The sequence below is a fragment of the Paenibacillus durus genome (assembly GCF_000756615.1).
GTDB lineage: Bacteria > Bacillota > Bacilli > Paenibacillales > Paenibacillaceae > Paenibacillus_AQ > Paenibacillus_AQ durus.
Genome location: NZ_CP009288.1, coordinates 2,295,361 through 2,308,944, shown reverse-complemented (window position 1 = coordinate 2,308,944; position 13,584 = coordinate 2,295,361). Strand labels below are relative to the sequence as shown.

General features: G+C 46.2%; 13 protein-coding genes. 5 read left to right on the top strand and 8 right to left on the bottom strand.

The window, feature by feature from the left end; genetic code table 11:
* Nucleotides 1-297: 297 nt before the first annotated feature.
* Nucleotides 298-945 (bottom strand): response regulator, encoded by a 648-nt coding sequence (locus PDUR_RS10310; RefSeq protein ID WP_042206200.1) that lies wholly within the window; start codon nt 943-945, stop codon nt 298-300.
* A complete protein-coding gene (locus PDUR_RS10305; protein ID WP_233277521.1) occupies nt 942-2,168 on the bottom strand; it encodes a sensor histidine kinase in 1,227 nt (408 codons plus the stop codon). The genes PDUR_RS10310 and PDUR_RS10305 overlap by 4 nt, the downstream gene beginning before the upstream one ends.
* Nucleotides 2,169-2,415: 247 nt before the next feature.
* Between PDUR_RS10305 and PDUR_RS10300 the strand changes: the two genes are divergently transcribed.
* Both PDUR_RS10300 and PDUR_RS10295 read left to right on the top strand, forming a co-directional pair.
* Entirely contained in the window at nt 2,416-2,871 is a 456-nt protein-coding gene (locus PDUR_RS10300) for a MarR family winged helix-turn-helix transcriptional regulator (protein WP_042206199.1), read from the top strand.
* A 64-nt stretch (nt 2,872-2,935) separates the two neighbouring features.
* Entirely contained in the window at nt 2,936-4,033 is a 1,098-nt protein-coding gene (locus PDUR_RS10295) for a saccharopine dehydrogenase family protein (RefSeq protein ID WP_052410160.1), read from the top strand.
* A gap of 42 nt (nt 4,034-4,075) precedes the next feature.
* Here the strand turns inward: PDUR_RS10295 and PDUR_RS10290 are convergent, their stop codons facing one another.
* A complete protein-coding gene (locus PDUR_RS10290) occupies nt 4,076-4,417 on the bottom strand; it encodes a carboxymuconolactone decarboxylase family protein (protein ID WP_042206197.1) in 342 nt (113 codons plus the stop codon).
* Nucleotides 4,398-4,829 (bottom strand): tautomerase family protein, encoded by a 432-nt coding sequence (locus tag PDUR_RS10285; protein WP_042206196.1) that lies wholly within the window; start codon nt 4,827-4,829, stop codon nt 4,398-4,400. The genes PDUR_RS10290 and PDUR_RS10285 overlap by 20 nt, the downstream gene beginning before the upstream one ends.
* Before the next feature lie 109 nt (nt 4,830-4,938).
* On the opposite strand from PDUR_RS10285, the gene PDUR_RS10280 reads away from it, so the two are divergent.
* Together PDUR_RS10280 and PDUR_RS10275 are read left to right on the top strand one after the other, a co-directional pair.
* Nucleotides 4,939-5,832: a LysR family transcriptional regulator gene (locus PDUR_RS10280; RefSeq protein WP_042206195.1), complete on the top strand. Its 894-nt coding sequence runs from the start codon at nt 4,939-4,941 to the stop codon at nt 5,830-5,832.
* Nucleotides 5,833-6,068: 236 nt separating this feature from the next.
* A complete protein-coding gene (locus tag PDUR_RS10275; protein WP_081949463.1) occupies nt 6,069-6,365 on the top strand; it encodes a VOC family protein in 297 nt (98 codons plus the stop codon).
* Between the two features lie 453 nt (nt 6,366-6,818).
* On the opposite strand, the gene PDUR_RS10270 is transcribed toward PDUR_RS10275, so the two are convergent.
* From PDUR_RS10270 to PDUR_RS27245, 3 genes are all read right to left on the bottom strand, one after another.
* A complete protein-coding gene (locus PDUR_RS10270; protein WP_042206194.1) occupies nt 6,819-7,988 on the bottom strand; it encodes an RNA-guided endonuclease InsQ/TnpB family protein in 1,170 nt (389 codons plus the stop codon).
* A complete protein-coding gene (gene tnpA, locus PDUR_RS10265; RefSeq protein ID WP_042206193.1) occupies nt 7,985-8,395 on the bottom strand; it encodes an IS200/IS605 family transposase in 411 nt (136 codons plus the stop codon). The genes PDUR_RS10270 and tnpA overlap by 4 nt, the downstream gene beginning before the upstream one ends.
* A gap of 135 nt (nt 8,396-8,530) precedes the next feature.
* On the bottom strand, nt 8,531-9,481 hold the full coding sequence (locus PDUR_RS27245; protein ID WP_052410159.1) for a GNAT family N-acetyltransferase: 951 nt from the start codon (nt 9,479-9,481) through the stop codon (nt 8,531-8,533).
* Between the two features lie 773 nt (nt 9,482-10,254).
* On the opposite strand from PDUR_RS27245, the gene PDUR_RS10250 reads away from it, so the two are divergent.
* The gene (locus PDUR_RS10250; protein WP_042206191.1) at nt 10,255-10,902 is read left to right on the top strand and encodes a hypothetical protein; all 648 of its coding nucleotides are present in this window, start codon (nt 10,255-10,257) and stop codon (nt 10,900-10,902) included.
* Nucleotides 10,903-11,413: 511 nt separating this feature from the next.
* Here PDUR_RS10250 and PDUR_RS10245 read toward each other — a convergent pair.
* Entirely contained in the window at nt 11,414-13,516 is a 2,103-nt protein-coding gene (locus PDUR_RS10245) for a HelD family protein (protein WP_330217252.1), read from the bottom strand.
* Nucleotides 13,517-13,584: the final 68 nt, after the last annotated feature.

Below are 13,584 nucleotides of genomic sequence, written 5' to 3'. Positions count from 1 at the left end.
ATCCGTTAGGCAAATCAACAGCCAATATTGCTTCATATTCAATTTGTACTTCTATTTTATCATCTATAGCAGTATAGTCGATAATTGTCTGGCGGCGACTAGAGAACAACTTTGACGACTTTTCTGCCAGTTCTCTAAACTCTTGTATTCCTGAACAAGATATCCTCATGCAAGAGTTTAACCATACCCCCGACATCAAATGAATTGTAAACCTCAACATATTGTTCAACGAGTTCTTTACTCTCTTCTATAGTCATGGCCATACTCCTCTCAGAATAATAAGATACGCAGGTACAATCAAAGATACAGAAGACCGAGTTCTACCGCTACGGCCACCGCTTGCGACCGGGAATCCACGCCAAGCTTGTTATAAATATTGGTTAGGTGCGCTTTCACCGTCCGTTCCGAGATCCCCATGTCAAAGGCAATCTCCTTGCTGCGGAAACCTCGCGCGACCGCTTGCAGAACCATTCGTTCCTTATCGGTCAAAACCGGCTTCTCGAATCGTACTGCTGGATCGGGATGGCTGGCTTGAGCAGCGAACACCCTCGCCGTTACTTCCGACTGCAGCAGCGTTTCTCCTCTTATGGCCGCCTCGATGGTACGGAATAAATCGTCGCGGCCGGTATCCTTCAATAGATAGCCTTTCGCTCCCAATGCCAGGCCCTTCTTCATCAGGTCATCCTCGTTATACGTGGTGAGAATAATAACAGGGATTTCGGGCTGCCTTTCTCTCAACGACGCGATTGCCTCCAGCCCGCTCATTCCGGGCAAGTTCAGGTCCATCAGAATCGCATCCGGAGACAATTGCTCCGCCAAACGCAGAGCAGTCTCGCCATCCTCAGCTTCTCCGATTACTTGATAAGCTTCGTTCGTCTCCAGAATGAGCTTCAACCCTTCTCTAACGATCAGGTGGTCATCGACAATAAGCACTTTATGTATCATAGCGGATCTCCTTTAACAGCCGGCGCTTCGATTTGGATATTTGTCCCTTGATGGTTGCTGGCAATGGCAATCGTTCCCCCGATCAAGCGGACGCGTTCCCGGATGCCGATTAACCCGTAGTGTCCGGACTGTCTGCCAATCAGCTCCGTACTGAACCCCTTCCCGTCATCCCTGATCTTGATAACCAGATGCTCGCTGTCGACTCTAACCGTCACCCATACGTTGTTCGCCTGCGCATGCCTTGCCACGTTGGTCAAACCTTCGCTCATGATATGCAAGCTATGCTCGACAAGCAATCTGGATAAGGAAGCTTTAACGTCGATATCCAAATGTATGTGAATGCCTGTGGCGTCAGTAAAACGCCGGACCTCATCGTGCACTGCCTCAGTGAAGTCGATGACAAAGCCGGATTTGGAACGCAGGTTGTCGATAGCCTGCCGCGCATCCGAAAGCGCCCGTCGCGCATGAATCATCGATTGTCCGACAATTTGCCGTGCCCGATCCGAATTTCCTGCCGTCAAATGGGCGTCTACCGCCTCAAGCCGCATAATAAGTCCCGCAAGGCCTTGCGCCAGCGTATCATGCAAATCGCGGGCCATCCGTTGACGTTCGTTCGCCAGTGTCAGCTCCTCCACCTTCCGATGAGCAAGCTCAAGCTCACCCAGGAACGTTTGCGCGCGAATTCGGGCATTTACCTGCTCGAAGAAAAGAACGGCGTACGCGATGACAACAACCATCATGAGAACGAGGACGGGAATCAATACGGTAAGTTCTCCAGGAGTACCCTCATGGACCACGGCGATACAGAACAAAGCAAAGTAATATAACGAAATCATTATCACTTTAGCCCGCTTATAATAAATGCCTATGCTTTGTCCTATCAGCACTGGAAATAAACCGATCAGCGCCGCCGGATAACCGTTCGGCATAAGAAACGCGCAAGCATACACGAGAAACCCCTGAATCACGAAATAAAGCCATGGTCTGGCGGCGGCAACAGTACCGGCATGCCAGTGTAATACAATATGCACCAGTATGGCAACGGTAAAAAACAGGCTTCCGATCATAAGTGAAGCAGCGCTCAGCTGCCAAAACATCGTCGCTCCGTACACCAGAATAACCCATATGATGATAGACACCCTGGGAGCGAGCCAGCCGTCGTTCTCGGCCTTGTATCCGGTTTGAATGAATCGTTGATTTAGCTGCTGCTCCGTCTTCCTCACCGTCTCCGACTCTCCCACCCTAGTCATGTATCATTGTACTGAACATTATAACAGAATCCACCTTCTGATCATTGTACTTTCGTACATGCCCCTTTGTACATCGTTGGTTGAACGGCGTGCCGCTATGGGAAAGCAACGTATAATCATGTACGATCGCCGAGACAGAAGTCATCTCATCCTCTGAATGTCAAGGGAAAGCTGAGCCAGTTTCTTGACAAATTTTAAGTTTAGGAACTATACTAAATGTATGGATAATAAAAATGTTGCTCCGTCTAATAAACTAAATAGCGGAAGTCGTAGTCTGGGCCAATTGATCATGCAGCTTCGGCGGCTTGAGCGCCAGCCTCTTCACTTTGGAGCAGCAGGACCTTTAACGCCCAGTGAAATTCATACGATTGAAGCCATCGGCTCCGAGGGGGGCGTGCTCATGAGCGAGCTCGCAGCACGCCTGGGAATTACAAAAGGCGCTGTCACGCAGCTTATCACACGCCTGGAAGCTAAAGAACTTGTCAAGCGTTCGCCGCATCCGAATGATTCAAGGGGCGTCTTGATTTCACTAACCGAACAAGGGATGGAGGCTTATGCAGCCCATGAAGAAGTGCATCTCCGATTCTACGATCAGCTTCGTTCTCAATTAACCGATCAGGAAATTGAAATATTTGAGAAATGCATAGAAAAGTTAAATCATTTCTTGCGGAACTAATTTTTTTGGATATTTAGTTTAGAAACTATACTATAATTCCAATCATTATTAAGGAGAACTCTTGATGAAAGAACGCATTGTTGTGGTTGGCGGATATGGTCATGTGGGGAAATTGATCTGTAAAGAATTGGGCGAATGTTATCCGGGGAAAGTTTATGCCGCCGGAAGAAGCTTCGATCATGCGGACCGATTCAGCCGTTCAACTGGCGGGAAAATAAGGCCCATGCAACTCAATATCGGAGAGAAGTTCGATCCCGGTGTTTTGAACAACGTCAAGCTGATTATTATGTGCTTGGACCAAACGAACCCTGCATTTGTTCAGTCTTGCCTTCAGCAAGGGATTTATTATGTAGACATATCCGCGAATTATTCGTTTCTCTCCCAGGTGGAAAGATTGCAAACAGAAGCTTTGGCCAACCGTTCAACGGCAGTTCTTAGTGTCGGGCTCGCTCCCGGCCTGACAAACCTGATGGCTCTCTACGCCAAAGGTCTGATGGATCAGACGGATGCCATCGACATTTCTATTATGCTGGGATTGGGAGATCAGCACGGCAAAGCCGCGGTCGAATGGACGATCGACAACCTGGACACGAAATATGATTTGATTCAGAATGGGAATCATATTGAAGCAGCGAGTTTCACTGAAGGCAAAGCAACGGATTTTGGAGAGAGGTTAGGGCGTAAAAAAGCATATCGGTTCAATTTCTCGGATCAGCATACGCTTCCGCGAACACTCGGCGTGCCGTCCGTTTCCACACGTCTCTGTTTCGACTCGGCTGCAGTGACCGGGTTGCTCGCTTGGTTTAGAGCATCGGGAATCTTCCGTTTCTTGAAATTTACGCCGATTCGCAACACCGTCGTCAAGTTGTTCGGCAAGCTGCGTTATGGAGAAGAAATATTTGCCGTAAAGATCGATGCATGGGGGAAAAAGAATCACGGCGATGTGCTGGTCGAGTGCTTCGTTCAAGGAAAAAATGAAGCCGAAATTACCGCCAAAGCAGCCGCTGCTGTGGCAGCTGCTGTATACCGATCCTCGTTCGCGCATGGTATCTATCATATTGAGCAGTTATTTGAATTAAAGGACATCCTTCAATATAACCATCAATCAGTTTCCTTTCAAGTCAGAATGACTACAAAACCGTTCCCCCCGCTTCCCGCATGATTCGAAGACGAATTAAAGTGTGAACCAGTACTAAGTCGTTCACTATTCCATTTCTTCTAAGTTCTCTCCGAATACATCCTTCGCAACTTGTATCGCGGATGCAGCGCACGGCCAGCCCGCGTAAAACGCAAGATGGGTCATCGCTTCGATCAGTTCTTCTTTGGTCAGACCGTTCTCTTGGGCCAGCCGGAAATGATAAGGAAGCTGCCCCGTATGTCCTCCGGCGACTAGCGCTGATACCGTGAGCAGACTGCGCTCCCGAAGCGATAATTGTTCTCTTCTCCAAACGTCCCCAAAGAGCACTTCTTCCGAATAGCGAACGAAAGCGGGGGCAATATCCACGAACGCTTCACGGGCGTTAGATTCAATTATTCGATGCTTCATTCTTATAACTCCCCTTCTTGACTGGACGTTCGATCATTTGCGCTATGCCGTTACCGAATGACCAGTCTTCGAATTCCGTATCAACCAACACAACGAACACATCTTCTTTCCTCATTTTAAGCGTGTTTGACAATAGCTCGGCTAACTTTCCGTAAAAGCTTATTTTCTGCTCTGTGCTTCTTCCAGATTTGAGCGTGATTTGAATGTAGAGCAACCCGTCACTTCGCTCTAAGTCCAAGTAATTGCGGCTGTAATAGAACTCGCTTGCTGTATGAGCATGAAATACTTGAAAATAATCATCTTCCGGAACATTGAAATGCTGGATAAGAGCACCCATGATCGCACGGCTTATGATGGGTAACTGATGAGTCCCATATTGATGTTCCAAGTAGCTTACTCTAACGAATGGCATGTTCCATCACTCCTTAATCGGGATATTCCAAGTGTACTCCGCACTTCTTTATTTGTATAATGGAATAAAATCATACACTAATTCAAATTATTCGATGGAGATATATGCCATGGACTTGAAGGAACTAACCGCATTTCAAACCATTATTGAAGAAGGAAACTTCTCTAAAGCGGCCCTGAAGTTAAATTACGCGCAGTCTACGATAACGAATCAAATTCAGCGGTTGGAGAGGGAATTAGGCATTCAGCTATTCAAAAGAGGATGGGATGCGGAGCTAACGGATGCCGGAAGAATCTTCGCTGCTGAGATCGACAAGCTCATTCAACACTGGAACTATGTATCTGAGCAAGCGAAAGCTTTGCAAAGGGAGGAGATTGGTACGCTGAGCGCCGGAGGGTTGGAATCGTTAACTGAGCGTGTATTGCCCAACTCGCTACGCCGATTTCGGGAACATAAACCTAATGTATCGTGTCATTTTATCATCGGGAATACCGACTCCCTGTCTCGTGCAGTGCTTCAGAATCAATTGGACTTTGCTATATGCGGTGAGCCTGCCGATCCGTCTTCTTTCCGCTTTGAGCCGCTGTATAACGAGAAAATCTCCTTTATTGCAGCGAACAACCATCCTTTGGCAGAAAAAAGCGGAATACTCTTCAAAGAGTTGTTAGGTTATCCGTTGATCGTCGGGGGAAAGACATGCCTATACTATTTACGGTTATCCAAACATTTTTCCCATTACACCGAGACTCCTTTTCTATATTCAGTAAGCCAAATCTCGGCAATTCCCGGGTTCGTCAAGCAAATGTCTTCCTTAGGAGCCGTTCTCGATTCAACGCCATTACCTTCAAGCGTCAAGAAAATCAACGTCGAACTGAAGGATTCTTCCATCCCGGTCGGCATACTGCAATCACGTAATAATGAGTATATTTCATCATCCAAAAATCTATTGATGCAATTTATTAAAGAGGAGTTGGTCTCATCAAACGAAAAAAACACGCCCTAATCAGCGTGGTCTTTATTTGTGTATAGTGTGGCCTAGGGGGGTGAATCCCTGCTGGCATCGTTGCCAGCAATGCGCTTTGGCGTGATGGTCAGGGGCTCTTGCCCTAAACCTTTGCTTGTACTAATTGTCCTTTTCGCCCGCCCGGTTATCAATAACGGCTTTCATTTGCAGCTTATCAAACGGGGGATGCATGTATATCTTACAACAAAGATATAAGTTAGGTACTATCTTTCAAAATGATGACTTCCTATAGGGACATCAATATTATTGATCGTTGCACTAAGCATCATTTTCTTTTTCGAAACAGATGCCTGTTCGACTACTTCTCGCCACAGGGAAACGACCCGGCCCTGAAGCCGGAATGCGGCGTTTCCGTTGGTTTTGACGTGGAGTCGCTGGATGAGGCAATAGAGAATTTGAAAAGCAAGGGCATCCCGGTAGCGCGCGGACCGATCATGCCGAATCCAAGCCTGCGTTTCTTTTATATACTGGACCCCGACGGCTTCGAGGTGCAGATCGCGGAGCATAGCTAGGCCAGCGCATTTCAAGTCAATAATCTACAAACTAGAGCGCTATCCAATCACCATAACTGGTCATACTGTCCCTGATACTCTTGGTCGGCATGCATAATCATTAATGATTTGCCGAATTACCTCAAAAAGAAATAGACCGCCTTCGTCCAAAGGAATCGGTCTATTTCTGCCCGTAATACCTTGAAAGCCCGCCCTTAAAAGCGGCTATTCAAAAAATTCACGATATCATTTAAATGCAGGGTTCTTAATATTCATTTTTAGTGTTCCACTGATGAACCTCCCCTGCTTACACTTCGTTTAGAAGCAGGGGTTTCTTACCAGCCCATACCGTTACTTTCGATAAGCACATAGGTTGGCTATCTGCTTTCGCTGAATGCGGAAATCTAACGGTGGGGTTCAGTAAGCAACACTTGTACAAGTGGGTGGGAACTCACCTTCTACTACTTCTCGCACTCACGCGATCCGTAGATACTTGATTTCTTTCGTTTCACCCAAAAAACGGATCTCTCCATGCAGATACTTGGATAATATCCCCTTGCTCCCGTGTACATCCCGGTGTTCGGTATAGCCGCAGGAACAGCTGTAGTTTCGGCTGGATGTCTTTTTTCTTCTTCCGCAACAAGGACATTGTTGGCTCGTATAGCTTTCATCTATGGTTTTAACTCTGATTCTCTGGGCTTCCAGTTTGTATTCGAGCTGCTTCTGAATCTTGCCAAAGCTCCAGTTGGACAGCTTTTGGGTTACGATCTTTCTCTTCTTCTTTTTTGTGTTCCGCTGTACGCCGTCCACTTTTCCAACAACCGCCTCTTTGACCTCGTTTTTTCTGCACCATTCTACGAATTGTCTTGTGGTTTTGTGGATGGCGTCATTCAGTTGGCGTTCGCTTTTGCTGAGTATGTATTTTTTAGCCCGGTTGTATTTTTTCCATTGCCGGCTGCCTTTTTGGCATTTGCTCATGAGCTTCTGGATCTCGGCCAGCTTCTTGTTTCTCAGCCTGTGAGTGCTTCTTACCTTTCTTCCGGTGATAATGATTGACTTGTTTTCAGTGGTTGTTGCCGTGATGGAATGAATTTCTCCCAGGTCAACGCCTGCGGTCTGGCTGCCTTGATTGTCCGCTGCCGCTTGTCCATCATCATAGCTCATAGAAATCATCAGTTTCCGGTCATACACCAGCTCGATTTCCTTGATGTCCGCATCAGGCAACTGCGGGACGGTGATTTTGATTGGCTGCTGGCGTTTGCCGTTTTGGATACCCAGACTTAAGTGGATCGTGTTGCCCTCAATTTTGAACGCTTGGTCTACCCATTTGGTGTTGAAGTGCTTCTTCTTTTTGTAAGGGTATTTGGTAGGGAGACCTTGCTTTCTGGCTTGTTTTGCGCTATCTCTGGCAAAAAGATATTTATGGCAAACCGCCTGTACAGACTGGGAATGCAGTGGAAACTGATTTTTGAGCGCCGCTTGAAGTTCCGTTTTTCCGGTCCATTTTCCATCGTGCTGCAGGGCATAGTCTTTGGCTACCGACAAGCAATGATTCCAAACTTCTGCTGAAATCCGGTTACACGCAAACAGCCGTTCCAGATCCGTTTTGGAGGTGTGAAACGGTGTTTTGACACATCGGATCACCTGATTTTCGCCTCCTTCCCTTGATTCTCGATGTACGCCTTTAGTACCTCCAAAGGAGCGCCGCCCACAGTAGTTAGGCAGAAGCTTTGCGACCAAAAATATTCTTTCCACAGCTTCGTTTTGACTTCGGGGAAGTCTTTTTTGATGAGGCGAGAACTGGCACTCTTATAGGCATTGATAAATTTGGATAGTTCGGTTTTGGGATGAGCCTTGAACAGTACGTGGATGTGATCACTATCGTGATTCCACTCGCTCAGTGTAATATGATAGTTCTCTCCAATGCGTTCAAAAATGTTCCTCGCATACTCGGAGACCTCGTCGGTGAGCACTTTTTTACGGTACTTGATACAAAGGATGAGATGGTAGTTTAGGGAGAATACTGAGTGATTATTCGAGTCTAATTTCATTGATACACCAGCCTTATATCTAACTAAGACTGATTATATCAAATGAGCTAATGTAGATCAATAATTTTCCAGGGTTGCCTGACCGATATTCATCCCCTCCCTGCGCAGAGGAAGGGAACTTCTCTCGGAATGCTGTTAAATAACACATTCAATAATATTTTCGCTGTTTGTTACCTTATACCCGAGCTTCTTATATATATTCAGTGCATTCTCATTGTTCGCCCGGAGTTCAAGATGGGTTTCGTCCATCCCCTTGCCTGCCAAATAATCCATTCCTCGGCTAATTAGATATGTTGCTAATCCCTTTCCACGCCATTCAGGTAACACGAAGATTTGTTCCGTAGAAGCTCTGTTTATCTCTTCGTTCATATTTTTTTCTTCATCCCAGTAGAGCATAATACTGCCAATTAATTGCCCCTTATTAAATGCAGACAATGTTGTGCCCACTGCCCACAGTCTAGATAACATGAAATGCTTTACTCCCTCTATATTCCATGGCTTCTCAGGAAAAGCTACATTGTAAGCTCGAACGTAATCTTCTATTTCTTTATCTTCGTTCATCTTCCACTCCTTCACTTCAATCTGATCAGGATTAGGATAATACTCAATGGGCTCAGCAAGATTTCTAGCCATATGATAAATCCCTTCATTTACTATAAAACCATTAGAAAGCACATACTCTGAACTTTCCTGTTCGGACGGGAAAAAGGTAAAGCAAATTTTGGTCTTTTTTTTAACTGCATCTTTCTTGATTTCACTTACTCTGTTCATTAAATGTTGAAATAACCGCTCTCTTAATGCCGCATGATCCGCAGTTAAGGGATTATACTTAATTTCCACCCAAAGTATATTCTCCGCACTATCGCTACTGTCTGCTGCCATTATAGGATAAATAGAGGAATATCCCTCCAGCAGACCTTGCCCGTTCAATGCACAGAACATATTCCCGTTGTCAAATTCGGGGGAAAGGTACGCTTCTCCTGGAATTACTGATGTTTCAGGGAACACTTTGTTGTACGCTACTTGAACGTTATAAATGCTGGAGACGTCTTCCGGAATAAAGTTTCGAATTATGTAATTGTTCAATCTATTAACCCCATTTCAAATAAATAACTTATTATTCTTGAATCAGAACTCCATTATTCCCATAATTGTAAATATAGAACTAGCTAAAGAGATTGTCCAGCTCATCCTGTGTCAAATATTGTTATTTCGAAATCGGAGATAGTAACTTCAATTTCTTCTTTAGAACAGCAAGGATTACCCTTAGCTCCCTATCTATAATTTTGTTATTTCGGGTAAATTGTTTAATAGCCAAAAGAAGTGCTGTAACTATTAACTCTCTTGATTCCGTACTGTACGCTTGATTCGCCTTTGTTTTTAACAAATCTGTCTCAAACTCACTAAGTTTCGCAACTACATTATCCGTATGTTTATAGGTGTCTGGACCCATATCATAATCAGGAGAATACGAATATAATTCATCCGTCGCGGCCAGTAACCACTAAGATGATTCTTCATTGCCAATATGCCTTCTTCTATTTGTTCCAACAGTAAATACATATCATTTAAGAAAATCCTCCATGATACTCCACATCTAAGCATTTTCAGCCCTTCTCCGATAAACTCCAATCAAGTCAGACTCCTTTCTGTCCTTAACAAGTATCATTGAGCTTACATCTGAATGATGAATTTGAATTCACTTTATAGTACGATATAATAGGAAACAAAGGTCGTGAAGTACACGCCGCTTACATGCAATATCCATCTGAATTGATTTCAGGAGGGCATTGTATTGAAGCGGTTTTTTTGTGGAAATAAATTAACACTCGATTTATGAGTTAAGGGGGAGCATAGCGATGTCGCGATTTGAGCAGCAATACGGGGAATGGTTAAAAAGCAATCTGGAGAAAGAGAGTAACCACAGGCGAAAGGAGTTACTGGGTAAAGGGTTAGGCCACGGAACGGTTGAGTTCCTCCGCACGGTATGGTTCCCGGCAATCGGGAATTTGGATCATCTGTTTCCCGAATGGGAAGTACGCGATTTCAATAACGGCTACCGCTATCTGGATTTGGCTTATATGCCTGGAGGTGTGAAAGGCGGGATTGAGATTCAAGGCTATGGACCGCATGCCAGAGATCTGGATGTCAGACGGTTCAAGGATTTATGCCGCCGGCATTGCTTGCTAGCCCTGGATGGTTGGACCTTTCTCCCCATCGCTTATCCTTCGATTGTCGAAGAGCCCAAGCAATGCCAGCAGTTGGTGCTGTCTTTTATAGGTAAGTTCATCGCGACGGATGTTTCTTCCACGTTAACATGGCTGGAAGCGGAGACTCTGCGTTTCGCAAGACGTGTGCTCAGGGCGTTCACACCCTTGGAACTTGCACATCATCTCAAAGTCACCGACAGACATGCCAGGCGAATTCTACATCAGTTGGTTGAACAGCAGTTAATGGATATCGCAGGTGGACAGCAGCGCAAACGGACGTACCAGCTAAGAGTATAAATAAATATCCGGTGGATGGATTATACATAGAATAGGGTAAGATTATCTGAAATTCTTGAAGGCGTCGTAACGGCGGAAGAGTCATCGACTTCGCAACGGACCGAGGAGCTCTTATTTCCACCAAAAGCACTTTTTCGTCAAGCTTGTGGACTCAGATGCAGCTATTTGCTGATATTCGCTCGAAATATGCCTGGTGGATAGGGAATTAGCGCGATACGGTCCGTTAGCCCGGTTAAATGTGCCAAATAGAGAAAATAAGGGCTGTGCGGTCCGTGGTGGTCATGAATAGGAATTTAGGAAACCGAAGGCTAAGTAGCGGAATTTGGGAATTTTGGAATAGACCTTTAGATTCCTCACTCCACTCCCTGCTTGATCATGTAGGTCCCGCACAACGCAAAAAACGGCATCTCTGCCGTTTTTTCTGTGATGGACTCTTAGGGACTCGAACCCCTGAATTCATCGCTGCCAGCGATGCGCTCTCTCAGCCGAGTCGGTTTCACTGCCCCCGTGATTACTTCAGTCGCAGGTCAGCTTCTTCAACTTCGCCGCTCCGATCCGAAATAAACAAGGAGATTTCTCCGTGGAAAGTTAACGTTAGCGCATGCATAGCTCTTGTGCAAGCGATATACAGCAGACTTCTGTCCATATCCGTCTTATAATTCGACGAGTCTGCGTATGGAATAATGACCTCATCGAATTCCAAGCCTTTTGCCATATGGACTGTTGTTACAATAACCCCTTCGTGAAACGTTTCGCTGCTGAAATCCAGCAAATGAACGGATGGATCGGTTTGGCTTAATTCCCCGTGCAGAGCTTTCGCCTGAGCTTGCGTCTTGCAGACGATGCCCAACGTACGAAACTCGGAGACCCTAAATTGCCTAATCAGCTCGCTAATTCGAATCACTTCGTTTGCGCCGTTTTCGGCTTGAATAATTTGGGGAAGGGTTCCATGCCGTTCGATTGGAACGATCTTGCTATTAGGATATATTCGCTGCGCGAATGCGATAATTTCGATGGTTGAACGATAGCTTTTTAACAATTCGACGGTATCGGCTTCGGGGAATATTTGTTTAATGCTTACGATCGAAGAGGAAGAGTACGGATTCACGGACTGATTGCTATCGCCAAGGATCGTCTTTTTACATTTGAACAATAAAGAGAGAACGGCGTACTGGACAGCGGTATAATCCTGCATCTCGTCAACCAGCAAGTGCTTGACCTCGTCGTATCCCTTCGCCCCTTCAAGCCGGATCTTCAAATAAACAAGAGGAAATACGTCTGAAAATTCAAGGGTTCTCGGTTTCCTGAGCTTGAACAATTCCGGTCTCCCTGCGTAATCGTAGAAGTCCTTGTAGATCGCGAGAAGATTTTGCGTCTTGAACATCTTTTTAACCGCTGTTTTGAGTTTGTTCACCATAGAAGCTTTCAACTTGCCGCCGTCCGCATCCCTTGCTCTTCCGGAGATGACCGTAGCCGTCTTTTCCAATCTGAGCTTTACGGGGAGCCCGGCTGAGGCTCGGTAGGTATCCGCTATTTGTTCTTTATCGACGAGCACGTCATGGAACCGAATATCGGCGGGACAAAAATAACTCTCGCTCACTTGTTCCACAAAGCCGTCCATCCTGCGAACGAAATCCACGCTGGCCTTGTACCGGATGCGCTCGATCAGGGAAACGTCCATGGACGCCGCAAGCTCCGCTACCTGTTCGTTAAAGGTCTGACACTTGCATACTCCGGCGAGCTCGTTTGCGGCGATTTCGTCGAATCCGATCTCCGCAATCTGTTCCTCGCCCAGTTCGGGCAGAACGTTCGATATATAGTCGGAAAATACTTTGTTCGGCGAGATAATCAGGATGTTCCGTGAGGTCAACGTCGTCTTGTGCCTGTACAGCAAAAAAGCAACCCGATGCAAAGCGACCGAAGTCTTTCCAGATCCAGCCACTCCCTGAATAATCAGCTCATGAGAGTATTCGTTCCGGATGATCTCATTCTGCTCCTTCTGGATGGTGGCGACGATGTTTTTCATTTTCTCGTCCGACGTTTGGCTCAGCTCCTTCTGCAGCACATCGTCGTTAATGTTCATCGCACTTTCGAGCATATACTCCATTTTGCCTTGCCGAATCCGATATTGCCTCTTTAAGCCTATCTCTCCATCTATGTCACCTTCGGGAGCGATATAGCGCGCCGGACCTACATTGTAATCATAAAAAAGGCTCGCTACCGGAGAACGCCAATCGTAGATCGCATTCTCTTGACCGGCTTCTTCGCCGAAGGAAAAAACGCCGATGTAATAGGCTTGAGCTTCGTCCTGGTCGTTGGCCGCGAAATCGACCCTGCCGAAATAAGGAGCCAAGGCCAGCTTTTGAAGTCTGCTCCGCTTGACGACCGCGCTTTCTCCCCGTTCGATGGATAACGAGATGTCGACGACGTTCGCCGCCCTTTCCGCCGGATCGAGCTGATCCCTGTTCTCCCACACGTATTTTTTGGCGTCAATAATCTCATCCCGGGCCGCGCGAATTCGGCCGTCCAAGTCCTCCAGCGCTTGGCGAATCCGGGCCACCGCCCGGTCCAAAACCATTCTTTCTTCCGCTTCCGTACGATTAACGAACATCATATCCCTCTATTCTTTGTAAAGTCACCCCTAAGTATAGAAGGAATCGAAAAAAATATAGACTTATACTT

What these genes read in the sequence shown, in the direction of transcription:
- PDUR_RS10310 (WP_042206200.1), bottom strand. Translation starts at nt 945, where the DNA reads ATGATACATAAAGTGCTTATTGTCGATGACCACCTGATCGTTAGAGAA.
- PDUR_RS10300 (WP_042206199.1), top strand. Translation starts at nt 2,416, where the DNA reads ATGGATAATAAAAATGTTGCTCCGTCTAATAAACTAAATAGCGGAAGT.
- PDUR_RS10295 (WP_052410160.1), top strand. Translation starts at nt 2,936, where the DNA reads ATGAAAGAACGCATTGTTGTGGTTGGCGGATATGGTCATGTGGGGAAA.
- PDUR_RS10290 (WP_042206197.1), bottom strand. Translation starts at nt 4,417, where the DNA reads ATGAAGCATCGAATAATTGAATCTAACGCCCGTGAAGCGTTCGTGGAT.
- PDUR_RS10285 (WP_042206196.1), bottom strand. Translation starts at nt 4,829, where the DNA reads ATGCCATTCGTTAGAGTAAGCTACTTGGAACATCAATATGGGACTCAT.
- PDUR_RS10280 (WP_042206195.1), top strand. Translation starts at nt 4,939, where the DNA reads ATGGACTTGAAGGAACTAACCGCATTTCAAACCATTATTGAAGAAGGA.
- PDUR_RS10275 (WP_081949463.1), top strand. Translation starts at nt 6,069, where the DNA reads ATGATGACTTCCTATAGGGACATCAATATTATTGATCGTTGCACTAAG.
- tnpA (WP_042206193.1), bottom strand. Translation starts at nt 8,395, where the DNA reads ATGAAATTAGACTCGAATAATCACTCAGTATTCTCCCTAAACTACCAT.
- PDUR_RS10250 (WP_042206191.1), top strand. Translation starts at nt 10,255, where the DNA reads ATGTCGCGATTTGAGCAGCAATACGGGGAATGGTTAAAAAGCAATCTG.
- PDUR_RS10245 (WP_330217252.1), bottom strand. Translation starts at nt 13,516, where the DNA reads ATGATGTTCGTTAATCGTACGGAAGCGGAAGAAAGAATGGTTTTGGAC.